This is a genomic window from Cobetia sp. UIB-001 (genome assembly GCF_044789135.1).
In the GTDB taxonomy this organism is placed as follows: Bacteria; Pseudomonadota; Gammaproteobacteria; order Pseudomonadales; family Halomonadaceae; genus Cobetia; species Cobetia amphilecti.
The window spans coordinates 2,855,957-2,880,274 of the sequence record NZ_CP058244.1 but is presented as its reverse complement, the minus strand read 5'-3'; the positions used below and the strand labels follow the sequence as shown (position 1 = coordinate 2,880,274).

General features: G+C 63.3%; 21 protein-coding genes. 12 read left to right on the top strand and 9 right to left on the bottom strand.

The window, feature by feature from the left end; genetic code table 11:
• Window positions 1-42: 42 nt before the first annotated feature.
• The 5 genes from rpmI to ihfA all read left to right on the top strand — a co-directional run bounded on the left by rpmI (window position 43) and on the right by ihfA (window position 4,838).
• Window positions 43-237, top strand: a complete 195-nt coding sequence (rpmI, locus tag HA399_RS12010) for a 50S ribosomal protein L35 (RefSeq protein ID WP_043335648.1) — start codon at window positions 43-45, stop codon at window positions 235-237.
• Window positions 238-282: 45 nt separating this feature from the next.
• A complete protein-coding gene (gene rplT / locus HA399_RS12005; protein ID WP_043335644.1) occupies window positions 283-636 on the top strand; it encodes a 50S ribosomal protein L20 in 354 nt (117 codons plus the stop codon).
• Window positions 637-994: 358 nt separating this feature from the next.
• Entirely contained in the window at window positions 995-2,014 is a 1,020-nt protein-coding gene (pheS, locus tag HA399_RS12000) for a phenylalanine--tRNA ligase subunit alpha (RefSeq protein ID WP_043335643.1), read from the top strand.
• A 56-nt stretch (window positions 2,015-2,070) separates the two neighbouring features.
• Window positions 2,071-4,455, top strand: coding sequence for a phenylalanine--tRNA ligase subunit beta (pheT, locus tag HA399_RS11995; RefSeq protein ID WP_404325104.1), 2,385 nt, complete (start codon window positions 2,071-2,073; stop codon window positions 4,453-4,455).
• A gap of 26 nt (window positions 4,456-4,481) precedes the next feature.
• Window positions 4,482-4,838: an integration host factor subunit alpha gene (gene ihfA, locus HA399_RS11990; RefSeq protein WP_107336300.1), complete on the top strand. Its 357-nt coding sequence runs from the start codon at window positions 4,482-4,484 to the stop codon at window positions 4,836-4,838.
• Between the two features lie 126 nt (window positions 4,839-4,964).
• On the opposite strand, the gene HA399_RS11985 is transcribed toward ihfA, so the two are convergent.
• Both HA399_RS11985 and HA399_RS11980 read right to left on the bottom strand, forming a co-directional pair.
• On the bottom strand, window positions 4,965-6,359 hold the full coding sequence (locus HA399_RS11985; protein WP_404325103.1) for a TrkH family potassium uptake protein: 1,395 nt from the start codon (window positions 6,357-6,359) through the stop codon (window positions 4,965-4,967).
• Window positions 6,356-7,009, bottom strand: a complete 654-nt coding sequence (locus tag HA399_RS11980; RefSeq protein ID WP_043335637.1) for a TrkA family potassium uptake protein — start codon at window positions 7,007-7,009, stop codon at window positions 6,356-6,358. The genes HA399_RS11985 and HA399_RS11980 overlap by 4 nt, the downstream gene beginning before the upstream one ends.
• Window positions 7,010-7,442: 433 nt before the next feature.
• On the opposite strand from HA399_RS11980, the gene HA399_RS11975 reads away from it, so the two are divergent.
• Window positions 7,443-8,906, top strand: a complete 1,464-nt coding sequence (locus HA399_RS11975) for a sodium-dependent transporter (protein ID WP_348472807.1) — start codon at window positions 7,443-7,445, stop codon at window positions 8,904-8,906.
• A 164-nt stretch (window positions 8,907-9,070) separates the two neighbouring features.
• Here HA399_RS11975 and lapB read toward each other — a convergent pair whose 3' ends face one another.
• The 3 genes from lapB to HA399_RS11960 form a co-directional block, all read right to left on the bottom strand.
• Window positions 9,071-10,249 (bottom strand): lipopolysaccharide assembly protein LapB, encoded by a 1,179-nt coding sequence (lapB, locus tag HA399_RS11970; RefSeq protein ID WP_043335632.1) that lies wholly within the window; start codon window positions 10,247-10,249, stop codon window positions 9,071-9,073.
• The gene (locus HA399_RS11965) at window positions 10,250-10,555 is read right to left on the bottom strand and encodes a lipopolysaccharide assembly protein LapA domain-containing protein (protein WP_024952295.1); all 306 of its coding nucleotides are present in this window, start codon (window positions 10,553-10,555) and stop codon (window positions 10,250-10,252) included.
• Between the two features lie 242 nt (window positions 10,556-10,797).
• On the bottom strand, window positions 10,798-11,094 hold the full coding sequence (locus HA399_RS11960; protein WP_043335630.1) for an integration host factor subunit beta: 297 nt from the start codon (window positions 11,092-11,094) through the stop codon (window positions 10,798-10,800).
• A gap of 269 nt (window positions 11,095-11,363) precedes the next feature.
• On the opposite strand from HA399_RS11960, the gene HA399_RS11955 reads away from it, so the two are divergent.
• Window positions 11,364-11,639 carry a succinate dehydrogenase assembly factor 2 gene (locus HA399_RS11955; protein WP_043335628.1) on the top strand — a complete coding sequence of 92 codons (276 nt, stop codon included), beginning with the start codon at window positions 11,364-11,366 and terminating at the stop codon, window positions 11,637-11,639.
• Window positions 11,599-12,468 (top strand): hypothetical protein, encoded by an 870-nt coding sequence (locus tag HA399_RS11950; protein WP_404325102.1) that lies wholly within the window; start codon window positions 11,599-11,601, stop codon window positions 12,466-12,468. The genes HA399_RS11955 and HA399_RS11950 overlap by 41 nt, the downstream gene beginning before the upstream one ends.
• Before the next feature lie 5 nt (window positions 12,469-12,473).
• Here HA399_RS11950 and nadB read toward each other — a convergent pair whose 3' ends face one another.
• Window positions 12,474-14,180 (bottom strand): L-aspartate oxidase, encoded by a 1,707-nt coding sequence (gene nadB / locus HA399_RS11945; RefSeq protein WP_404325101.1) that lies wholly within the window; start codon window positions 14,178-14,180, stop codon window positions 12,474-12,476.
• Complete coding sequence (locus HA399_RS11940; protein ID WP_404325100.1) at window positions 14,177-15,526, bottom strand: FUSC family protein; 1,350 nt, start codon at window positions 15,524-15,526, stop codon at window positions 14,177-14,179. The genes nadB and HA399_RS11940 overlap by 4 nt, the downstream gene beginning before the upstream one ends.
• A 570-nt stretch (window positions 15,527-16,096) precedes the next feature.
• On the opposite strand from HA399_RS11940, the gene HA399_RS11935 reads away from it, so the two are divergent.
• Complete coding sequence (locus HA399_RS11935; RefSeq protein WP_279838507.1) at window positions 16,097-17,488, top strand: class II fumarate hydratase; 1,392 nt, start codon at window positions 16,097-16,099, stop codon at window positions 17,486-17,488.
• Window positions 17,489-17,593: 105 nt separating this feature from the next.
• On the opposite strand, the gene glpD is transcribed toward HA399_RS11935, so the two are convergent.
• Together glpD and HA399_RS11925 are read right to left on the bottom strand one after the other, a co-directional pair.
• Window positions 17,594-19,096 (bottom strand): glycerol-3-phosphate dehydrogenase, encoded by a 1,503-nt coding sequence (gene glpD, locus HA399_RS11930; RefSeq protein WP_404325099.1) that lies wholly within the window; start codon window positions 19,094-19,096, stop codon window positions 17,594-17,596.
• A gap of 589 nt (window positions 19,097-19,685) precedes the next feature.
• The gene (locus tag HA399_RS11925; RefSeq protein ID WP_052384800.1) at window positions 19,686-20,477 is read right to left on the bottom strand and encodes a DeoR/GlpR family transcriptional regulator; all 792 of its coding nucleotides are present in this window, start codon (window positions 20,475-20,477) and stop codon (window positions 19,686-19,688) included.
• A gap of 471 nt (window positions 20,478-20,948) precedes the next feature.
• Between HA399_RS11925 and glpK the strand changes: the two genes are divergently transcribed.
• From glpK to HA399_RS11910, 3 genes are all read left to right on the top strand, one after another.
• Complete coding sequence (gene glpK / locus HA399_RS11920; protein ID WP_404325098.1) at window positions 20,949-22,481, top strand: glycerol kinase GlpK; 1,533 nt, start codon at window positions 20,949-20,951, stop codon at window positions 22,479-22,481.
• Between the two features lie 2 nt (window positions 22,482-22,483).
• A complete protein-coding gene (locus HA399_RS11915; RefSeq protein ID WP_052384798.1) occupies window positions 22,484-23,206 on the top strand; it encodes an MIP/aquaporin family protein in 723 nt (240 codons plus the stop codon).
• A gap of 215 nt (window positions 23,207-23,421) precedes the next feature.
• Complete coding sequence (locus HA399_RS11910) at window positions 23,422-24,144, top strand: MIP/aquaporin family protein (RefSeq protein WP_404325097.1); 723 nt, start codon at window positions 23,422-23,424, stop codon at window positions 24,142-24,144.
• The last annotated feature ends 174 nt before the right edge of the window (window positions 24,145-24,318 follow it).

Below are 24,318 nucleotides of genomic sequence, written 5' to 3'. Positions count from 1 at the left end.
CGGCCCTGGATTTTCTCAAGAAACCGAGCGGAGTTAATACTCATGCCGAAGATCAAGACTAACCGCGGCGCTGCCAAGCGCTTCAAGAAGACTGCCAACGGCTTCAAGCACAAGCAGTCCTTCCGTAGCCACATCCTGACCAAGAAGTCGACCAAGCGTAAGCGTCAGCTGCGTGGCATGAAGCAGGTTCACGCTGCAGACAAGGCGCTGATCCAGCGCATGCTGCCGAACCTGTAAGCCGTCCTTACCTCGGTCCAACTTTCTTAATATCAGGAGTACGCTATGTCCCGCGTCAAGCGTGGCGTCGTCGCACGTCGCCGTCACAAGAAGATCATGAAGCAGGCCAAGGGTTACTACGGAGCGCGTTCACGCGTCTTCCGCGTAGCCAAGCAGGCTGTCATCAAGGCCGGCCAGTACGCTTACCGTGACCGTCGTGTCCGCAAGCGTCAGTTCCGTGCCCTGTGGATCGCGCGTATCAACGCTGCGGCCCGCATCAATGGCATGTCCTACAGCCGCTTCATCGCTGGCCTGAAGAAGGCCAATATCGAGATCGACCGCAAGGTCCTCGCCGATATCGCGGTTCACGAAAAAGCTGCCTTTGCTGCCATCGTCGAGAAGGCCAAGGCTGCTCAGTAAGTGACCGGATCAGATGTCGCCCAGACCCGGCGAGCCGCTCAGGTGGCGAATCGGGCCGTGACTGTCGAATGCTTGCATTGGACAACTCAGGCGGTATCGAGATGACGTGTTACGTCACAGGGGAAGAGCAGCCGCTCTTCCCCTGTTTTTGTTTGACCTGCCGTCAGAGAACCGGCGGTGGGTCGACAGCGACATGAACGGGATTGGCCGCGTTGTGGGCCGGTCTCTGGCAAGGGTGCGATCGTCTGCGTGACTCACCGCAGGCGGAGCGCTCTCCCTGCCGACCTTCGGGTCGGCGCGACTTCCATTGGTGGCGGACATTGCCGCGCCAGTGACTCAAGCGATCGGAGCTGAACGGATGGAACATCTTTCCACCCTGGTGGACGAAGCACGCACCGCGATCCAGGCGGCCGAAGACGTCCAGACCCTCGACGAGGTACGGGTACGTTTTCTCGGCAAGAAGGGCGAGATCACCGCACTGCTCAAGGGCCTCGGCAAGCTGTCCCCCGAAGAGCGTCCCAAGGCCGGTGAGACCATCAACGAAGCCAAGCAGCTGCTGAGTGGCGAGTTGGATGCGCGTCGCAATACGCTGGAAACGGCTGCGCTCAATGCGCGTCTTGCCGCCGAGCGCGTCGATGTGACCCTGCCGGGCCGTGGTGAGCCGGTAGGCGGCCTGCACCCGGTCACCCGCACGCTTGAGCGTATCGAAAGCTTCTTCTCGCACATCGGTTACGGGGTCGCAGAAGGGCCGGAAATCGAAGATGACCATCACAACTTCGAAGCGCTGAACATTCCGTCGCATCACCCTGCGCGCGCGATGCATGACACCTTCTATTTCGATGCCACGCGTCTTCTGCGCACTCACACCTCACCGGTGCAGGTGCGCAGCATGAAGGCCAGTGAGCCGCCGCTGCGCATCGTCTGTCCGGGTCGCGTCTATCGCTGCGACTCCGATCTGACCCACACCCCGATGTTCCATCAGGTCGAGGGTCTGCTGGTCGACGAGAATGTCAGCTTCGCCGACCTCAAGGGCACCGTCGAAGAGTTCCTGCATGCCTTCTTCGAGCGTGATGACCTGGAAGTCCGCTTCCGCCCGTCCTACTTCCCGTTCACCGAACCGTCCGCTGAAGTCGATATCCAGTGCGTGATGTGTGCCGGTGACGGCTGTCGTGTCTGCTCCCACACCGGCTGGCTCGAGGTGATGGGGTGCGGCATGGTGCATCCGGAAGTCTTCCGTCACTCTGGTATCGATAGCGAGCGCTTCCGCGGCTTCGCCTTCGGCATGGGCGTGGAGCGTCTGGCGATGCTGCGTTACGGCGTCAACGACCTGCGGTTGTTCTTCGAGAACGACCTGCGTTTCCTTCGCCAGTTCAGCTAGGCACTCATTCACGTATCGCGCCTTGAGGGCGTGAACTTACGGAACAGGACAGCAAGATGAAATTTTCCGAACAGTGGCTGCGTGAGTGGGTGTCGCCGGAACTGAACACCCAGCAGCTGGCCGATCAGGTCACCATGGCCGGTCTGGAAGTCGATGGTATCGAACCGGTCGCCGGTGAGTTCACCGGTGTGGTCGTGGCCGAGGTCAAGGACAAGCAACCGCACCCGGAGGCCGATCGCCTCAATGTCTGCCAGGTGGATGATGGCAGTGGTGCACTGGTGCAGGTCGTCTGTGGCGCGCCGAATGTCGCTACTGGCCAGAAGGTGCTCTTCGCTCAGGTCGGCGCCAAGCTGCCGGGCGACTTCAAGATTCGCAAGGCCAAGCTGCGCGGTGTCGAATCCCGCGGCATGATCTGCGGTGCCTCCGAGCTGGGTCTGGAAGCCGAAGCCTCCGACGGCATCATGGTGCTGGCCGCGGACGCGCCGGTGGGCCGTGATGCACGTGACTTCCTGAATCTTGACGACAACGCCATCGAGGTCGATCTGACCCCGAACCGTGGCGACTGCCTGAGCGTCAAGGGTCTGGCGCGCGAAGTCGGCGTGCTCAACCGTCTCGCTGTCACGGCGCCGAGCATCGAGCCGGTCGCCGCCCAGATCGACGATACCTTCCCGGTCACCGTCAGCGCGCCAGAGGCGTGCCCGCGCTATCTGGGACGTGTCGTGCGTGACGTCAATGTCGCCGCGACCTCGCCGCTGTGGCTCGAGGAGCGTCTGCGTCGCAGTGGTATCCGCAGCATCGACCCCGTCGTCGACGTCACCAACTACGTGCTGCTCGAACTCGGCCAGCCGATGCACGCCTTCGATCTGGCACGCCTGAACGGTGGCATCGAGGTGCGCATGGCAGCCGCTGAAGAGCCGCTGACGCTGCTCGACGGTCAGGAAGTCGCGCTGCGTGACGACACCCTGGTCATCGCCGATGAGAAGGGCCCGCTGGCCATCGCCGGTGTGATGGGTGGTGAAGGCAGTGGCGTGAACGCCGAGACGCGCGACATCTTCTTCGAGTCGGCCTTCTTCGCGCCGTTGAGCGTCGCTGGCAAGGCGCGCAGCTACGGCCTGCACACCGACAGCTCGCATCGTTTCGAGCGTGGTGTGGACGCCCAGCTGCAGCGTGATGCCATCGAGCGCGCGACAGCCCTGCTGCTCGAGATCACCGGCGGCAAGCCGGGCCCGATCATCGAGGTCGCCAGCGACGCAGCACTGCCCAAGGCCGCCGTCGTCAGCCTGAGCGGCGTCAGTGTCGAGCGCACGCTGGGCATGGCGCTGCCGGATGACGAGATCGTCGAGATTCTCGAGCGTCTGGGCATGCAGGTCGCCGCGAATGGCGATAGCCAATGGCAGGTGACGGTGCCGAGCTGGCGTTTCGATGTCAGCATTGAGGCTGACCTGATCGAAGAGCTGGCGCGCATCCACGGCTACAACAATCTGCCGGTCAGCCGCCCGAACGCGCGTCTGGCACCGGCCGTGGCCAATGAGACCACCCAGCCGCTGACCAGCCTGCGTCGTCAGCTGGTGGCGCGGGGCTATCAGGAAGCGATCAGCTACAGCTTCGTCGCCCCTGAGCTGCAGAAGACGCTGGATCCGCAAGGGGTGGCACCGGCACTGGCCAACCCGATTTCCAGCGACATGGCCGTGATGCGCAGCTCGCTGCTGCCGGGGCTGGTCAAGGCGCTGAGCCACAACCTCAATCGTCAGCAGTCGCGAGTGCGCCTGTTCGAGACCGGGCTTGTGTTCCGCGGCGAGCTGGACTCCCTCGAGCAGACGCCGATGATCGGCGGCCTGATCACCGGCGCCCGTCTGCCGGAAGGCTGGAATGGCGGTCGTGACAAGGTCGACTTCTTCGATCTCAAGGGCGATGTCGAGGCACTGCTGGCACTGGGCGGCAATCTGGATGCCTGGCGCTTCGAAGCCGCCGAGCATCCGGCACTGCACCCGGGCCAGTGCGCTCAGCTGTTCTTCAATGGTGAGCCGGCGGGCTGGATGGGTGCCCTGCACCCGGCGGCGCGCGCCGAGCTTGGCCTGAAGGTCGAGGTGTTCGTGTTCGAGATCACGCTGGCCTCTGCCTGCGCGGGCCGTCTGCCGCGCTTCGCGCCGCTCTCCAAGTATCCGGAAGTGCGCCGTGACCTGGCCTTCGTGGTCGAAGAGGGCGTTCACGTGCAGTCGCTGCTCGACGCCATCCGCTCGCAAGCCGGTGAATGGCTGACGGACCTGCGCCTGTTTGACGTCTATCAGGGCCAGGGGGTAGCCGATGGTCACAAGTCGCTCGCCCTGGGCTTGACCTGGCAGCATCCTTCGCGCACGCTGAATGATGAGGAAATCAATCAGTTAGTCGATGCGATCGTCACCGATGGCCACACACGTTTCGGGGCGGCGCTGAGAGCATGAGTCGCCACTTGAACGAGGGAGCGGACATGGGAGCGTTGACCAAGGCGGAACTTGCCGAGCATCTGCATGCAGAACTCGGCATGTCCAAGCGCGAAGCCAAGTCGATGGTAGAGGTATTCTTCGACGAGATTCGCGGTTGCCTGCGGGAAAATGAACAGGTGAAGCTGTCCGGTTTCGGCAACTTCGATCTACGTGACAAGCGCGAGCGTCCGGGGCGCAATCCCAAGACAGGCGAGGAGATTCCGATCTCCGCGCGTCGCGTGGTGACATTCCGCCCAGGTCAGAAGCTCAAGGCCCGAGTGGATGAGTACGACGGCGAGACGCACGCACATCAGCGTCTTGAAGAGCATGATGACCACGATGATCATGATGATGATCACTGAGGTCATTGCCTGACCTCACCCGCCGCTCCCTGAGCGGGTGACCATGCTCACGAAAGCCCCGACGCCTTGCGTCGGGGCTTTCGTCGTTCTGAGGCGTCGTTTGTGGTGTGCCATCACCCGTGCACATCAGCCGATCGAGAGCTCAGTGCGTGCATAGCTGATGCCGGGGCGGCTGCGGGTCGCCAGCAGATAGCCGAGGGCGAGTGGTCCGGTGCGGCCCAGCAGCATGGTCGCGATGATCAGCAATTGCCCGCCGGGCGAGAGCTCGGGCGTCAGGCCGTGGCTCAGGCCGACGGTGCCGAAGGCCGAGACGGTCTCGAAGGCCAGCGACAGAAAGGCGTGGTCCGGGTCGGTGATGGTCAGGCCGAACAGCATGCTGAAGATCAACAGCATGGCAGCCAGAGCCACGGCGATCGACTTGAAGACGGTGTCATCGCCGATGCGGCGGCCGTGCAGGGTGGGGGAGGGCTCGCTGCGCAGAAAGGCGCGCGTGGTCAGCAGCAGCACCACGAAGGTGGTCAACTTGATGCCGCTGGCCGTCGAGCCGCTGCCGCCGCCGATGAACATCAGCGCCATGGTCCACAGGGTCGAGGCTTGTGTCATCTCGGCGGAATCGATGACGCTGAAACCGGCGGTGCGCGGCGTGATGGCCATGAAGGCGGCGGCGAGCAGGCGTTCGCCATGACTGGTCATGGCGCCCAGCGTGCCGGGGTTGCGCCATTCAAGCGCCAGTATCACCACCAGACTCAGCAGGTTGAGCGCCACGGTGGCCTCGATCACCAGGCGTGTCTGCACCGAGAAGCGTGACGGCTGCAGCAATACGCGCCAGCCATGTTGGCGGCGCCGCTCGCGCAGCTCGCCGATGACGGCAAAGCCGATGCCGCCGGTCATGAACAGGATGCCGATCACGCCGCTGGTCAGAGGGTTGGCCGCCTCGCGCATCAGGCTGTCCGGCCACAGGGTGAAGCCGGCATTGTTGAAGGCCGAGACCGAGTGGAAGAGGCTCAGCCAGAGCCCCTCCTGCCAGCCATACTCGGGCACCCAGTCCAGCGCCAGCAAGGAGGCGCCTGCCAGCTCGAGCGTCAGCGCAAAGGCGGTGATGATCTTGAGCAGGCGGCCTATCTCGCGTGAGCTGCTGCGATTGAGCGCCTCGCGCAGCAGGCTGGTCTGATGCATCGGCAGGCGCTGGCCCAGCATCACCAGCGACAGGGCGGCGATGGTCATGAAGCCGAGTCCACCGAGCTGGATCAGTATCAGCACGACGGTCTGGCCCGCGAGGGTGAAGTCGCTTAGCGGAGTGACGGAGAGTCCGGTGACCGTGACGGCAGAGGTTGCGGTGAACAGCGCCGACAGCCAGCTCAGCCCTTGCTGGTGCATGCCGGGCAGTTTCAGCAGGCAGGCGCCCAGCATGCCGAGACCCAGAAAGCCGCTCAGCAGAATCTCCGGCGGCGACAGGTGAATGATGGGCCCGCGTGGGCTGCGGGTCAGGGGGCGGAGATAGCGCCGGTAGCGCTGCCTCATAGATGCGCTCCCAGCTTGCGCAGCGCGCTCAGCTCGCCGATCAGGACCAGATGGTCACCGGCGGCCAGTCGCGTGCTGCCGGAGGGTTGGCGATCGAGTGTCTTGCCCTTTCGCAGCGCGATCACGCTGATGTCGTCATCGATGGGCAGCTGATCGAGCTGCTGGCAGTCATCGCCCAGTCGTGCACTGACCTCCAGCTCGACCACGAACTGGTGATCGCCGAGATGGATGAAGTCGACCATGGCATGGTAGGCGAGGCTTTCCGCCACGCGCACGCCCAGGTCGTACTCCGGATGCACGATGTGATCGACACCCAGACGACTGAGCAGCTTGTGGTGTGCATCCGAGGTGGCCTTGACCCACAGCTCCCTGGCGCCGAGCTCCTTGGCCAGCAGCGCGCAGATCAGGCTCTGTTCCATCGAGTCGGCCAGATCGATCAGGACGGCGTCGTACTGCTCAAGCCCCAGCTCCTGCAGGGCATGTTCGTCGGTGGGGTCCGCGATCACCGCCTGGTTGAGCAGGTCTGCCACGGCATTGAGGCGCTTCTCATCGGCATCCACGCCGAGCACTTCATGGTCATGGCGCCTGAGCTCCCGCGCGACGGTGCTGCCGAAATAGCCCAGTCCGATAACCGCGAATTGACGATGCATGACGACTCCTTGTCTGCGCTGCTGGGTGAGGCCAGACGCACTTTGTCCCGACGCTCACTGGCCAGGCACTCTCAGGCCCAGCCCTCTCTAGCCAGAGCGTTCTGGTCTGCGTCTCTTGAATGAGCCTACTCCAGTGATGCGGTGATGTCGGGCTCTTTTGCGGCGCGGTGCGTCTCAGGCGAGGTTGCTTGTCAGGCCTGGGAGGCAGGTGTCGTTTCAAATGTTACCCATTTGAAGTATTCAATGTAGAGTGATTGCCGTCGTGTGGTGATGGCGTTTTCGCAGAGGAATTCTGAGGGAATCGTGGTGATTTTCGATGGGAATCGCGGACGAACCTGCTTCATATCAGTAAAATGGTCTGTGTGAGCACCCAAGGCGGCCAGGCGTTGCGTCGATCACCACTGGCTCACAACAATAACTCGTAAGGTATTCCATGACGGCAAGACAGCAACCCAAGAATCTCTGGATCAGTCGCTGGGGCTTCATCCTTGCAGCTACCGGTTCCGCGGTAGGGCTGGGCAATATCTGGAAGTTTCCCTATATCACCGGTGAGTACGGCGGTGGCGCCTTCGTGCTGGTGTATCTGGCCTGCATTCTCGCCGTGGGCGTGCCCGTGATGATGGCGGAGATCGCCTTCGGGCGGCGCGGGCGCGGCAGCCCCATCGAGGCGATTGCCAATCTGGCGCGTGAAGCGGGGGCCAGTCCGTTGTGGAAGGTCTTCGGCTGGATCGCGATGCTGGCCGGCTTCATGATCCTGTCGTTCTATGTCGTGGTGGCGGGGTGGTCGTTCAGTTACCTGTGGAAGATGGCCAGTGGCGCGCTGTCCGGACACAGCGTCGCGGAGCTGGGCGCCATCTTCGAGGCCGGCAACGCCAACCCATGGGCGCTGGGTGGCTGGGCCACGCTGGTGACGGTGGTGACGATGCTGATCGTCGGGCGCGGGGTGCAGGAAGGCGTCGAGAAGAGCGTGCGCTGGATGATGCCGGGCATGGTGATCATGCTGCTGATCATGATCGGCTATGCCCTGACCTCGGGCAACTTCTCGGCAGGCTTCCACTTCCTGTTCGATTTCGATGTCACGCGCTTGAGCAGTGAAGGGGTGCTGGCCGCGCTGGGGCATGCCTTCTTTACCCTGTCGCTGGCCTCCGGCGCCATCCTCACCTACGGCTCCTACCTGCCGTCGGGCACCTCCATCGCCCGCACTACCTTCACGGTGGCGATTGCCGATACCCTGGTGGCACTGATGGCGGGTCTGGCGATCTTCCCGATCATCTTCGCCAATGGCATGGACCCGTCCTCCGGGCCGGGGCTGATCTTCATGAGCCTGCCGGTGGCCTTCAACCAGATGCCCTTCGGGCAGCTGTTCGGGGTGCTGTTCTTCGCCATGCTCTCGATCGCTGCCCTGACCTCCGCCATCTCGATGATCGAGGCGACCGTCGCCTGGCTGAGCGAGAACCGCAACATGAGTCGCATCAAGGCCTCATGGCTGGCTGGCAGCGTGCTGTGGCTGGTGGCGATGTTCGCGATGCTGTCGTTCAATCTCGGCGCGGACTGGACGCTGGCCGGCAAGCACTTCTTCGACTGGCTCGATTACCTGACCTCGCGCTGGATGATGCCGATCGGTGGCATCGCCATGGCGCTGTTGGCCGGGTTCGTCTTCAAGAGCAGCATGCTGCGCGATGAGCTGAATCTGAGCGATGCCGGCTATCGCCTGTGGCTGTTCATGATTCGTTATGTCAGCCCGGTCTGCATCCTGGCGATCTTCGTCGATGCCCTGGGCGTCGCAGAGCTGTCATTCGACGACTGGCCGTATTTCGTGGCCGTCATCCTGGTAGCTTGTCTCGTGGGCGAGCTGCTCTCGCCGCGCCTGCGCGAGCGTGCCGCCGAGCAGGGCTGATATGATCGCTAGCGTCAGTTCGATAGCATCAGTTCGATAGCGCCAGCCCGGTAGTCATGAAAGCGGCATGAAAAAGCCCCCTGCAGCGTGCTGCAGGGGGCTTTTCGTTCTGATGTCTGTGGTCTGTCTGTCTGCTGGTGGTATCTGTGTGCCAGCTGGCGCCGTTACTCGCCTTCCAAGCCGGTGATCGGCTTGACCGTGCCCCAGTGGCGGCACTTCGGACATTGCCAGAGCAGCATCGAGGCTTCGAAGCCGCAGCGATGACAGCGATGGCGAGGACGCGCCTGGATCAGTTGCTGGGTATGACGCTTGAGCAGATTGAAACGCTCGGTCTCGCGCTCGTCGGCATCCAGTAGGTAGAGATCGAGCAGATAGTCGACGCCGCGCAGGCTGGGGTGACGATGCAGCTGCTCGCTGGCGAAGCTGGCGGCGGCCTCGACACCCTCGCGGCGCTCGATCAGTTGCGCAAGGCTGATGACCGTCGTGGTGTAGGGCGCGCGCTCGACTTCCTGATGCAGCAGGCGTACCAGGCCGCTCTCGTCATCCAGCATGCGAAAGGCGTTGCCCAGTGGCTCGAGGATGATAGGGGTGAAGCCGGTGTCCTGACGTGGAATGCGCTGCAGCAGGCGGATGCACTGCTTGTAGTTGGCATGATCGAATTCGATCTCGGCCAGCATCCAGTTGGCGCGGACGCATTTCTCATCGGTGGAGAGCGCCTGCTTGAGGCGCTTGCGGGCCATCGCCTGGCTGCCTTCGGCGATATCCAGCGCGGCCAGTTCGCAGTGCCAGTGGGCCGCCGCGCGGCGGATGCCGCCTTCCTGGCGCAGAATGGCGTGGGCGACTTCGAGTGCGGCCTCCCATTCGCGTTCCCGCTCGAGGAGGTCGATCAACAGGCGGCGGCCGGCACGCCGATGGCTGTCGTGTTGCGCTTGCTTGAGGAGGGTTTCCAGCAGCTTCTCGGCGCGGTCATAGACACCGCTGCGCATGAAGTCGCGGGCCAGTTCCAGCTGGACACGCTCGCCCTGTTCGCTATCCAGGGCAGGGCGGGCCAGCAGGTTCTGGTGAATCTTGACGGCACGATCGACTTCGCCGCGACTGCGATAGAGATTGCCCAGCGCGATGTGGGTATCGACGGTGTCGCTGTTGACTTCCAGGGCCTGAACGAAGGTTTCGATGGCACGATCAGGCTGCTCGTTGAGCAGATGATTGAGGCCGACGAAGTAGTCGCGGGACAGGGTGGCAGGAGCCGGTGCTTGTTCATCGGGGCGACGATCACGCCGCCCCAGCCAGAATCCGATGGCGATGGCCGCCATCAGCAATCCCAGCAATATCAGATCAGGCATTTATGCCACTTCCTTGATCTCCTGGATGCGCAGTTGGTCCAGTTCCTTGCGTTGCTGCTGGTTGCGACGCTGGGCACGGGTCAACAGTGTGCGCAGGCGCAGGTACATGCCGGTCATCGCGACCATGCCAAGCACGACGCCGATGGCCAGCGAGAACAGCAGCCACATGGAAAGGGACGCAGCAGGCAGCTCTACCCAGATGAGGTCGAGGGGCACGGCTTGCTGGTTGTGAACGGCAAAGAGAATACCGACCAGCAGGACGATCAGCAGGATCACGGCCAGAACGAGACCTTTTAGCCAACGCATAACGGTTTCCTTGTCATGAAATGCAGTCGTGAATCATCTGGGAGCGAGTGTATCACTGCCCATCGCGCGAGTCTTGGCGGCGACGCCGTGAGGTGGGTGGCTGTCGTCTCTGGCATGACGGCTTGAGCAGATGTCGGCCGGCGCTGAGCCAGCCGGCCCCGTCACGCCGGGACTTTCTCTGCGGGCAGCGCTGTCAGTCAGCCGCGCCGTCGTCTTTAGCACTGTCATCGGTCGCGCTGTCGTCAATACCCCAGGGCACGACTGGCATCGACCTGCTCGCGCAGCTCCTTGCCGGGCTTGAAGTGGGGGACGAACTTGCCATCCAGGTCCACCGGCTCACCGGTCTTGGGGTTGCGCCCCAGTCGTGGCTCACGGTAGTGCAGCGAGAAGCTGCCGAAACCGCGAATCTCGACGCGACCGCCGTGGGCCAGGGCGTCTGTCACATCATCGAGGATGATGCGAACCGCGGCCTCTACATCCTTGAGCGACAACTCAGGCTGTCGCATGGCTATCTGTTCGATCAGCTCGGACTTGGTCATCGGATCTCTCCATGCCTGCACCTTTCTCGCGAAAGGCGTTCGTGATGCGGCAGCCGGGCGACCTCTTGTCACCGGACAGGCACACGCATCCTTGTGATTGTTATCTCCTCAGCATAATGGGCAAATCCTGAGAAAACAACGCACTAGGGACATCATTGCCGATCACGGCACGGATTGCCAATTCCTGCCCGAGCAACGGGTCAACGGATGCCGCTGACGCCCCCCTCGGGTATACTGCGCGCATTGATGTGACGACTGAGGTTCAGGCAATGGAAGATGTGATTCGCAAGCGGCTTCATTGGCATTCGCGTCGCGGCATGTGGGAGCTCGATCTGCTGCTACTGCCGTTTCTGGAGCAGCGTTTCGACGCCTTGAGCGAAGACGACAAGGCGCTCTATGTGCAGCTGCTGGCCGAAGAGGACCAGGACCTCTTCGTGTGGCTGATGAAGCGCGACCCGTGCGGCAATGCCGAGTACCAGCGTCTGATCAACATGGTGATCGCCAATGCCGAGAATGGCGAGCGCGATCAGTTCAAGGGCCTCTAGACAGGCGTTCGCGACCCACGCCAGCCTGCGCGTCGGGCTGTTGGCGGCGAGTCTCGCCTTGTGGGTCTGGCTTGGCGAGCTGGCGACTGGCCAGTTCGTTGTCAGTACGTGGTGGACCTGTCAGTGGCAATATCTACGCAATGCCCTGCCTTTCGAGGCGGGGCATTGTGCGTTTGAGGGGCTCGCTCAGCTGCCGGATGGCGTCATGGCGCTGCTGGGCGTGATGGGGCTGGGCTGGCTGCTGCAGGCCGTAGAGCTGGTGTCATGGTGGCGCCAGGCTCGGCGGCGTCTCAAGGCCCCCGAGGCGCGAGTCTGGCTGGCCCTGGGGGGCAGTCTCTGCGCCGATGCGGCGCTTGCCAGCGGTGGCCAGGCGCCAGTGCCGGAGAACGAGGCTGAAGCCGAGATCGAAGCCAGCGATACCCCGCCTGCGTCAGAGGCGCGCCATCGTCACCCGGAGATGCAGCTCTGCTGGTGGTGGGCTGATGGTGCCTCACGCAGCTGGCAGCCCGTCAATGTGCGCTGCCTGTGGTGCTCACCACGCCTGATCGGGCTTGAGATCTCGCCGCAGGGTTTCGGGCCACAGGGGGTGGGACCACAGAGGGCGGGGCCACAGGGGATGGGGCTACAGGGCTTGAGAGCGCAAGGCGCGGGCCAGCAGCACCTGAAAACGCAGCGGGTATGGCTGTGGCCGGATAGCGCCTCCAGCGAAGACCTTCACCAGCTGCGCCTGTGGTTGCTGTGGCCGCCCTTGCCGCATGGTTTGCCGCGTCAGCCGCCGCCATTGGAGACTCTGCGGCGCGTCGCTGCCCAGGGAGACCACCCACGCTGAACCGCTCAGATCGCGGCAGCGAAGGCCGAGAGCCGAATGACGCTATCGCGGGCGCGCGGCGCCGGCATCGGGAAGTCGCGGATGAAGTGCAGGCCGCGTGACTCATGACGTTGATGGGCGCTGAGCAGCAGCAGCGGTGCCAGCGTCAGGGCCTGATAGAGCGCAAGGTGATCGAGCCCTGCCCGCGGCGCTGAAGCTTGCCTGTGCTGCTCGGGCTCCGCCGTTTGCCCCGCCTCAAGCGAGACCCACTGCGCTATCTGCTGCAACGCCTCCCTCAGGCCGTGCTGGCTGCGCTCGATCCCCGCCTGCAGACTCATCAGCTGGCGCAAGCTGTGCAGGCGCGTGCGCGCCTCATCGGCGCTCAAACGCATCACGCAGCGCCAGACCTGACCATTGTCGGCAAGCTGCGTGAGCAGGGCGGCGTGCTGCGGCATCAGCGAGTCGAGCGTGCTCATCAGGCGTGGCTCGTCGGCGCGGCGCGGCTGCCCCAGCGCTTCACCACAGGCGCGCGCCTGCACCAGGCACTCGAGCAGCGAGTTGCTGGCCATGCGATTGGCGCCGTGCAGGCCCGTGCAGGCGACTTCGCCGATGGCCCACAGCCCGGGCAGGTCGCTGGCGCCATCCAGCCCGGTGGCGATGCCGCCGCAGCTGTAGTGGGCGGCAGGGACGACGGGAATCGGTGCATGACGAATATCGATCCCGCGTGCCAGGCAGTGCTCGGCGATGGTCGGGAAGTGGTGCTCGATGGCCTCGGCCCCCAACGCGCTGATATCCAGACAGACATGCTCGAGACCGTGCGTGCGCATCTCGGCGAGGATGGCGCGTGCCACGACATCACGCGGCGCCAGCTCCAGACGCGGATCATGATCGGCCATGAAGCGATGCCCATCCGGGCGCAGCAGCAGTCCCCCTTCGCCCCGTACCGCCTCGGAGATCAGAAAGGGCGTGCCATCGGGGTCATACAGGCAGGTGGGATGAAACTGCTGGAACTCTAGGTTCATCAGGCTGGCGCCGGCGCGGGTCGCCATCGCCATGCCATCACCGACGCTGGCGCTCGGGCTGGTGGCGTGGGCGAACAGGCCGCTGGCACCGCCGGTAGCCAGCACCAGGTCATTGGCTGCCAGCCATCGGCGCTGGCCCGTGCCGTCCATTACCCACAGGCCACTGGCGCGACCCGCGTTGACCGCGATGTCGACCGCCAGCAGGTCTTCGAGAATCTCGATGTTCGGGTGGGCTTCGACGTGGGCGCTGAGCGTATCGAGCAGCGCCCGCCCGGTGGCGTCGGCGGCGTGGATGATGCGGCGGCGACCATGCCCGCCTTCACGGGTGAGGTGGAAGGGGTAGCTGGCGTCGGCGTCGGCCGGGGTGAAGGGCACGCCAAGCGCGATCAGCCATTCGATGGCCTCCCGCGAGTGACCGACGGTGAAGCGCACCGCGCGTTCGTTGCATAGGCCATCGCCGGCAATCAGGGTGTCGGCGACATGGGATTCCACATCGTCCTCGGGCGCCAGCACCGCCGCGATACCGCCCTGCGCCCAGCGGCTGGCGCCCTGTGCCTCACGCGCCGGACGCAACAGCGTGACGCGGCGGGTACGCGGGCCGGGTGGCAGGCGATTGGCGAGGCTGAGTGCCAGGGTCAAACCTGCCGCGCCGCCACCGACGATCAGCACGTCATGCTGGCTTGCGGGAGTCACTCCGGATACTGAGTTCATGTGTCTTTCCTGGCAGTCTCATTGCCGGCCGAGTCCGGCTGGTGCCTGTCGTGGCGGTCTGGCTCATCGCTGTTGTTGTCATTGATGCTGTCATCACTCGCCGGCGCTTTGCTGGTCGTCTCATTATTGGCCGACGCTTTGCTGGCCGGCGCTTTGCCGACCGAAGAGTGATGCTCGCCAGCGTTGTTCTCGCGCCTGGTGGGGGCTGCCGTATCGCCCGGTGTCGGGTCTTCGGGCAGGAACAGGCGGCGCGCATCACTGATCAGGCCATGGCCCGGCAGTCGGCGTTGCAGGCGCTGGCTCGGCAGGCGCTCCAGCAAGGCCAGGCGCTCGCCCAGGGCTTCGGTCAGGCGTGCCAGCTCGCGGTTGAGCCACAGGTAGCCTGCCGGGCTGAACAGCGCGCGGCCGTTGCGGCTCTCGACATTGCGGACATCGGCATAGCGTTGCAGGTCAAAGGGCGTCACCGTCAGTTCGATGCTCTGGCCGGTGCGCACCTGAAAGGCCAGGGTGCCAAGCGCGCGGGCCAGACGATGCTGGGCATCGCGCAGGCCATCCAGCCCCTCGATGAATTCATGCCCCTCGCGGGTGTTCCAGTGGGTTTCCTGCAGCAGTTCGATGGTCGAGATCATGCGGCGCTCGAAGGACAGGATTTCCTCGATGTCGGCACGATTGATGCGGCCTTCCTGAGCGACGGCATCGACCAGCCCGCGCTGCTTGACCAATTGTGCCGAGGTGGCACGCACCAGCGCGAGACCTTCATTGACGCCCTCACGCTCGGCCTTGGTATGGCCGTGGTAGAGACGTGCCAGCTTGTCGAGGTTGTCGGCCAGCAGGAAGCGGAAGACATCCGTCGCCTTCTGGGGCAGCAGCACCATGCTGACCACGATGCTGATCAGGGTGCCCAGCACCACATTGAAAACGCGCCATAGCCCGATGCCGAGATCATGATTGCCATCACCGATCACCATCAGCAGCGTGACGCAGAACAGCAGCGAGCTGTAGCCATAGCGATTGCTGAAGGTGGCATTCAGTGCCAGGGCGATGCCGACGATGCTCCAGAAGGGCACCACGCCCGGCAGAGGCTCGGCGACCAGAATCAGGATCAGGCCCCACAGGCCGCCAAGCAGGGTGCCGACCAGACGTTGCCAGCCCTTGTCGATGACACCGCCGACGTGGGGCAGGTTGCCCATGACCATCACGGTGCTGACCAATGCCCAGGAACTGTGCGGCAGGCTGAAGAGTTCGATGATGGAAAAGCACAGCGTCAGGGCGACGGTCACGCGCAGGATATGCAGGCGCTGGCGGTGCAGATAGGTGAAGTAAGGGTTGTGCGAGAACCATTTCATGATGCGATCTCCCCTCCGGCAGGCACGAGGAAGTGAGGGATGGTGCGCACCGCACACACGGCGGGTTTCAGCAGCGAAGAGGTGGACATCAGGTTCGCGGTCATTCCGTCGACAGGATTCAAGAGGCGTGGCCAAGGGGGCCATGACCATGGTGGAAGCGCTGAACAGTGTAACCGACCCCTCAAGGTCGTCCCAGAGGCTTTCAGGCCCTTGCGGCGCACTGTGGCGCTGCGCCCTTGCTCTGCGAATGCTGCTGATGGCGCTCAGGGCAGAGACCGGAAGGCGGTCATGAGAGCCCGCTCAAGAGAGATCGAGCAAGAGAGGGGAGGTAAGAGGAACAGGCAACGAGAGATGCGTACAGAGCGCGCGCCATCAAAGGGAAAGATCGAAAAATGGCGATTGTTATTGATAATCACTCTCATGAAGTGGCTTGATTGGTATCCTGTACGTCCCCAAGTGATCATCAGGGGATCGAAGCTGGCGATCAGGTCCTTGATCAATTATTGCCAGCCGCCCATCAGTGACGCCAGCCAGGTGCGACGTCATATGCAACAGCACAGGGAGACAAGCATGAGCAGCCAGACCCGCCGTGAACGCGACAGCATGGGTGAACTCGAAGTGCCGGCCAGCGCACTCTATGGCGCCCAGACTCAGCGAGCGGTCGACAACTTCCCCGTCAGTGGCCAGCCGTTGCCTGCTGCCTTCATTCGCGCCGTGGCGCGTATCAAGCTGGCCGCGGCCGAGGTCAACCGTGATCTGGAGCTGCTGGATGACGTGCGTGCCGAGGCGATCATCAAGGCGGCGCGTCAGATCATCGACGGCGAACATGCCGATCAATTCCCGGTCGATGTCTTCCAGACCGGTTCCGGCACCTCGACCAACATGAACGTCAACGAGGTGCTGACGCAGCTTGCCAATCAGCATCTGGGTGACAAGGACGTGAGCGTCGGCGCCAACGACCACGTCAACATGGGCCAGTCGAGCAATGATGTCATCCCGACGGCCATTCATCTGTCCGCCGTCATCGCTGTCTCGGACACCCTGTTGCCGGCGCTGCGCCATCTGCATGAGGTGATCTCCCACAAGGCCTCTGAGGTGGACGACGTCGTCAAGACCGGTCGCACTCACCTGATGGATGCGATGCCGATTCGCATGAGTCAGGAGCTGGGTGCCTGGCAGGCGCAGGTCGGGCAGGCCATCGAGCGCATCGAGCAGGTGCTGCCGCGCCTCGAGCGCCTCGCCCAGGGCGGCACCGCCGTCGGCAGTGGCATCAACGCGCATCCGGAATTCGCCGAGCGCATCGCCGACCGCCTCTCGCACCAGACCGGCCATGCCTTCCGTCCCGCCGAGAGCTTCTTCGCGGCGCTGTCCTCCCAGGATACGGCAGTCGAGCTCTCCGGCCATCTGCGTACCTACGCCGTGGCGATGATGAAGATCAGCAACGACCTGCGCTGGATGAATTCCGGCCCGCTGGCAGGGCTGGGTGAGATCGAGCTTGAGGCCCTGCAGCCGGGCAGCTCCATCATGCCGGGCAAGGTCAATCCGGTGATTCCCGAGGCGGCCGCCCAGGTGGCGGCGCAGGTGATGGGCAATGACGCCACCATCGGTATCGCCGGGCAGAGCGGCAACTTCCAGCTCAATGTCATGCTGCCGCTGATCGCCAACAACCTGCTGTCCTCGATCACGCTGAGTGCCAATGTCAGCCGCCTGCTGGCGGACAAGGCCATTGCCACCTTCAACGTGCGTCAGGACAACATCGAGGCACCGCTGGCCAAGAATCCGATTCTGGTCACGGCGCTCAATCCGGTGATCGGTTACAACGAGGCGGCGCGAGTGGCCAAGGTGGCCTATCAGGCCGGGCGTCCGATTCTGGATGTGGCCGAGGAAGAGACTGAGCTGTCACGCGAGGAGCTGGAGCGTCTGCTCGATCCGGCCAAGCTGACGGCGGGCGGTATCCAGTAAGTCGTCAATACATGACCTAAAATTCCGCCTGTCCCTGAACGAAAAGCCCGCCCCTCCTTGCCGGAGGGGCGGGCTTTCTTTTGCTGCTGGCTCAGCCGGTTTTCATCAGGCGGCGCGTGCCAGCAGGCGTTCCTTGAGGTAGTCGCCGATGCGCGTCTTCTGCTCATCGCTCAGGCGCAGCGTCAGCTTGGTGCGGCGCCAGACGACATCCTGCACCTCACGCGCCCATTCGTGCTCGACCAGGTAGTCGATTTCGGCGGCGCTGAGGCCTGCGCCGAAGTCCTCGCCCAGGTCCGCCTCGCTCTTCTTGCCGTCGAGGAAGTGCAGGCACAGGCTGCCGTAGCTTGAGGCGAAGCGTCTGGTGCGTGCTTCGCCGAGGAACGGGTAGTCGCGCTGCAGCTGGCGGGTGAAGGCTGCGCGGCTTTCGATATCGCCACCGGGCAGGGCCTTCTCGTGGGTCCACGGCTCGCCCATGCTCGGCAGCAGCGGCTTGAGGTCTTCGAGTGCCGATTCGGCCAGCTTGCGATAGGTGGTGATCTTGCCGCCGAAGATGGACAGCATCGGTGCGCCGCTGTCATCCAGATGCAGGGTGTAATCACGCGTCATCGCGGACGGGTCCGCCGACTCGTCGTCGCACAGCGGGCGCACGCCGGAGAAGGTCGAGACCACGTCATCGCGGCTCAGCTTGCGCTTGAAGTGATGGTTGACCACCTCGAGCATGTAGTCGGTCTCATCGGTGGAGCAGGCCACCTCAGAGGGGTCGCCCTTGTAGCGCACGTCGGTGGTGCCGATCAGGCTGAAGTCTTCCTGATAGGGCAGCACGAAGACGATGCGCTTGTCCTTGTTCTGCAGGATGAAGGCGCGGTCATCGGTGTTGATGCGCGGCACGATCAAGTGGCTGCCCTGGATCATGCGGATGCCGTAGCGCGGCGTGCGCTCGGTGGCGCCCTTGATGAAGGACTCCACCCACGGGCCTGCCGCATTCACCAGGGTGCGTGCGCGACGGATGAAGGTCTCGCCGCTGCTGACATCTTCAAGCGTCAGCTCCCAGTGGCCCTCGACATCACGGGCGCCGACACAGCGGGTGCCCGTCATGATCTCGGCGCCCTGCTCGCGCGCCTGCAGCGCATTGGTGATGACCAGACGAGCATCATCGACCCAGCAATCCGAGTATTCGAAGCCCTGGTTGATCTCGCTGACCAGCGGGCTCTGCTCGCCGAACTTGAGGCCCTTGGAAGCTGGCAGGGTCTCGCGCTTGCCGATGTGGTCATACAGGAACAGGCCCGCACGAATCATCCACGCCGGACGCAGATGCGGCTGGTGCGGCAGGATGAAGCGCAGCGGCCAGATGATATGCGGTGCCTTCTTGAGCAGTATCTCGCGCTCCTGCAGGGCTTCGCGCACCAGACGGAATTCGTAGTGTTCCAGATAGCGCAGGCCGCCGTGGATCAGCTTGCTGCTGGCGGAGGAAGTCGCACTGGCGAGGTCATTCTGCTCGCACAGGGCCACGCTCAGGCCGCGGCCGCTGGCATCGTTGGCGATACCGGCGCCATTGATGCCTCCGCCGATGATGAAGAGGTCAAGAAGTGCATCGTTGTCGCGGGACATGGGCTGCTCCTGCTCGTGCCCGGCGCTACCGGGTGGGGCGAATGAGTCTGCACCGGCAAGGTGCGCGATAATAGGTTTTCGAAAGTGAACATAGCTTAGCAAAAGTCGAACATCAAGGGGATTCTTCTGCGCTGATGGCTTTCGGAAATGATCATTTGGGCGAGTGTCTGGCAACTGAGGATTGCCTGATATTCAACCTGTTGTCTTGCCGGTGTTTTTCTCAGTCTCTGATCATGGCGTGACATTTTCATGAAGCGCCTGGCTGTCATGTTGCCGCGCGGGCGGCGCAGACGATGCCCGCAGTGACTGATCAAGCGTCATGACAGGTTGTACGGAGACGAAGCGGTGCCGCTGGGCAGCGCACAGTCAGCAGCTGGGCAGTTTTCGTGATATGCGAGGTTCATCGGTGCAAAGGGGGCAAAAGGGGGCAAAAGGGGGAAAAGAGGCGAGGGGGAAGAAGGTAAGGGGGGCGAGAGCCGGGCCAGGCTGCACGTCGGCGTATTGCCTGGCCCCTTGATTGCGCGATGACCTGATTGCGCGATGACTTGTTGGTGAGGCGACTAGTGGGTTGGGTGACGCGTCATCGAGCTCAAGCGTCGCCAGTCTCGCCCGACGACTCATCACCGGCGACATGCAGCGCAACTTCGTGCTGACGCATCAGGGTCAGGATGCTTTCCGGGGGCTGGATATCGGTGAAGAGCGCATCGAGCTGGCTCAGGTTGCCCTGGCGCACGACCGCATTGCGCTGGAACTTGGAGTGATCCGCGATCAGGAAGACCTGGCGTGAGTTGTGGATGATTGCCTGGGCGACACGCACTTCCTGATAGTCGAATTCCAGCAGCGAGCCATCTTCATCGATGCCGCTGATGCCAATGATCCCGAAGTCGACCTTGAACTGGTTGATGAAGTCGATGGTGGCCTCGCCGATGATGCCGCCATCGCGGGAACGCACCATGCCGCCGGCCACGATGACATTGAAATCCTCCTTGTGCTGGAGGATGGCCGCCACGTTCAGGTTGTTGGTGATGACCTCAAGCCCGTGGTGATCACACAGCGCCTCGGCCACCATCTCGTTGCTGGTGCCGATGTTGATGAACAGCGAGGCGTGGTCGGGAATCTGCCTGGCCAGGGCGGCCGCCATGCGCCGCTTGGCGCCCAGGTTCAATGTCTTGCGGGTGCTGTAGGCGGTGCTGACAGTACTGGACTCAAGCCCCGCGCCACCGTGTACGCGCTTGAGCGCACCGGCCTCGGACAGCTGATTGAGGTCGCGACGAATGGTCTGCGGCGTGACCTCGAAGTGACTGGCCAGCTGCTCGATGGAGGCGTATCCCTGACGCGTGATCAGTTCGACAATGGCGCGATGGCGCTTTGGCTGCATCATCCTGCTCTCTTGTTGTCAGCGGCTTGCGGAACGTGAGTTCACTTCATGTCAGCAAGTGCGCATCACGGTTGCCGTTGGGGAGTGGGGTCGTCCAGTGAGGGTACATCCTAATCCAACAAGGGGGCGTCAGTGCAATTTGACGAATGGCGTCAAGGTGTTGCGAAGCTGCAACAGGCCATGTCGGCGCAATGGACATGAGACCAAGGTACAATGATATTGATTGGTAATACGTTTGTGATAGCGCGCATTTGGCGCTAACGTTTGCAGCGATATTCGAAGACGAACATTTCGTGTTCGGTTGTGATGGTTCAAGAGGAAGTGTTCTCGCTGCGCCTGCCAAGCGCGGAGAGGACAAAGCCAACCCGCTTTCTCCTGTCGCCCTCACATGATACCCGAGCCAATATAGTGAAGTACCGCAGTCTCCGCTGACGTGTACTCTCAGAAGCAGCCTCGAAGCCAAGGACAGTCATAATGTCTAGCCCCAAGCCAGAGAAAGACTCTCGCGTCGATGGACCCACGCGCATTCTCGCGATCGACCAGGGTACCACCAGCTCCCGCGCCATCCTGTTCGATCGTGAAGGGACGGTGACAGGTCTGGCCCAGGAAGAATTTCCGCAGCATTTCCCGGACAGCGGTTGGGTCGAGCACAACGTCGATGATATCTGGGGGTCGGTGAAGCGCACCGTGCGTCAGTCGCTGATCAATACCAATGTCGGCGCCGAGCAGGTGGCCGCCATCGGGATCACCAACCAGCGTGAGACCACCATCGTCTGGGACCGCGAGACCGGCGTGCCGGTCTACAACGCCATCGTCTGGCAGGACCGCCGTACCCACGAGTACTGTCGTGAGCTTTCCGATGCCGGTCATGGTGACATGATCCAGCAGAAGACCGGTCTGCTGATCGACCCGTATTTCTCCGCGACCAAGCTGCGCTGGATTCTCGAGAATGTCGAAGGCATTCGCGCACGCGCCGAGAAGGGCGAGCTGGCCTTCGGTACCGTCGACAGCTACCTGATCTGGAAGCTGACCGCCGGCAAGCGTCACGTCACCGATGCCACCAACGCCTCGCGTACCTGCCTGTTCAACATCGTCGATCAGTGCTGGGACAGCGAGCTGCTGGAGCTGTTCGGTATCCCGGAAAGCCTGCTGCCGGAAGTGCTGGATTCCAGTGATGATTTCGGCACCACCGACCCGCAGCTGTTCGGTGCGGCGATGCCGATTCGCGGCGTGGCCGGCGATCAGCAGGCGGCGCTGGTCGGCCAGGCCTGTTTCACGCCCGGTATGAGCAAGAGCACCTACGGCACCGGCTGCTTCATGATCATGAACACCGGCGAGAAGATGGAGCTGTCCCGCAATCGTCTGCTGACCACGGTGGGCTATCGCCTCAATGGCAAGCCGACCTATGCCATGGAAGGCAGCATCTTCGTGGCGGGCGCAACCGTGCAGTGGCTGCGTGATGGCCTGAAGCTGTTCTCCGATGCCTCCGAGACCGAACCGCTAGCGCGTGCGGCCAAGGCCGACCACGGCGTCTACATGGTGCCGGCCTTCACCGGCCTGGGGGCACCGCACTGGGACCCGCAGGCGCGTGGCGCGATTCTGGGGCTGACCCGTGGCACCGGCATCACCGATATCGTGGCGGCCGGCCTGCAGTCGGTGTGCTATCAGACGCGTGACCTGCAGGAGTGCATGCTGGATGACGTGGCCATCAACTGCGCGAATCTGCGCGTGGATGGCGGCATGGTCAGCAACAACTGGGTGATGCAGTTCCTGTCTGACATGCTGGGCGTGAAGGTGGATCGTCCGCGCGTGCTGGAGACCACGGCGCTGGGCGTCGCGTATCTGGCTGGCCTGCATATCGGCTGGTATGAAAGCCTGGATGAGATCAGCGAGCTGTGGCATTGCGAGCGTACCTTCGCGCCGGAAATGGCGGAAGAGCAGCGTGAGCGCCTCTACGCCGGCTGGCTGGAAGCGGTGGAAAGAGTGAAAAGCGACGGAGGCCACTGAGCATGTGGACCGATGTCATGACAGGCGAGTTTCTCGGCTGTCTGTTCCTTATCCTGTTCGGCGGTGGCGTGGTCGCCAATGTGGTGTTGTCTGACACCAAGGGCAATGGTTCCGGCTGGATCGTGATCACCACTGGCTGGGGCTTTGCCGTGATGATCGGCGTATTCGTGGCCGTCTCGACCGGCTCGCCCCAGGCGGACCTCAATCCGGCGGTGACGCTGGCCAAGTATCTGCTCGGGGTGCATGCCACCCTCATGGATGTGGCGCGACATGTCATCGCGCAGATGCTGGGTTGTTTCGCCGGTGCCGTGATGGTGTGGCTGGCCTATCTGCCGCACTGGAAGCGCACCAGCGATGCTGGCCTCAAGCGGGCGGTGTTCTGCACGGACCCGGCAGTCGAGTGTCGTCTGGGCAACATGCTCAGCGAAGTGATCGGGACCGTGGTGCTGATCTTCGGTATCGGTGCCATCGTCGGTTCCGGCACCATCAGCGCTGGCCTGCTGCCGTATCTGGTCGGCATGCTGGTGTGGGCCATCGGCCTCTCGCTGGGTGGCGCGACCGGCTATGCCATCAACCCGGCACGTGATCTGGGCCCGCGTATCGCGCACTCCTTGTTGCCGATCCACGGCAAGGGCGCCTCCGGCTGGGGGTATGCCTGGGTGCCGATCGCCGGCCCCCTGGCGGGGGCCTTGATCGCGGCCTCAATGTGGCATCTGCTGCTGTAACAAATCCTTGCCGCAATCCGCTGGAGCAGCCCCCTGCACCTGTGGCACTGTAGCCTGACTTCGCCCCGTCCCTCGACGGGGCGAAGTCATTTCGGGTCTCCGCCTTTTCTTGCCATCCCCCGGCGATAGCACCACCCATTGTCATGGGGCGCGTTCGTGTGGGCGAGAGGTGGCGGTAGACGACTGACAGGGGGCAAGTGGCGGAGGTCATCAAGATGTGGACTGACGTCATGACGGGCGAGTTTCTGGGTACCACCTTCATGATTCTGCTGGGAGGTGGCGTGGTCGCCAATGCGATGCTCAGGGGCACCAAGGGAGCGGGTTCCAGCTGGCTGATGATCAATGCCGGCTGGGGATTTGCCGTGATGGTCGGGGTGCTGGTCTCGACCTCGACAGGGTCGCCCTACGGCGATCTCAATCCGGCGGTGACGATCGCGAAATACCTGCTGGGCGTGCATACCGACGAGTTCAAGGTCGCCAGGATGATGCTGGCGGAGCTGCTCGGCTGCTTCATGGGGGCGGTACTGGTGTGGGCGGCCTATTACCCGCATTGGGAGGTGACCCGAGACCCGCTGCGCAAACGCGCGGTCTTCTGTACTGATCCGGCAGTGGCCAACAAGACGGCCAATGTCATCAGTGAAGCGATCGCGACGGTGGTGCTCATCTTCGCCATCGGCAGCATGGTCGACAGCGCGCTGATCACTGATCAGGCGCTGCCGTATCTGATCGGTGTGCTGGTCTGGGCGATCGGCCTGTCACTGGGTGGCCCGACCGGCAACGCGATGAACCCGGCGCGTGACCTGGCGCCGCGCATCGCGCATTGGGTGTTGCCGATTGCCGGCAAGGGCAGTTCGGGCTGGCAGTATGCCTGGGTGCCGATCGCCGGCCCCTTGCTGGGGACCGTGTTGGCAGCTGTGCTGCGTCGGGTCTTCCTCTAGCCGTCGAGGTGCCGCAGTCAGTCATTGTCGTGTCCGTGCGCTGCCAGCCAACCTTGTGCCATTCGGCAAGAGTGGCTGGCGGCGTAGGGCAGAGCAGAGCAGGGTAGATCAGATCAGGTGAGTCCTTATCAGGCCTGGCCGCGATGACGTGTCGCGTTTGCGTGCCTCACTCGC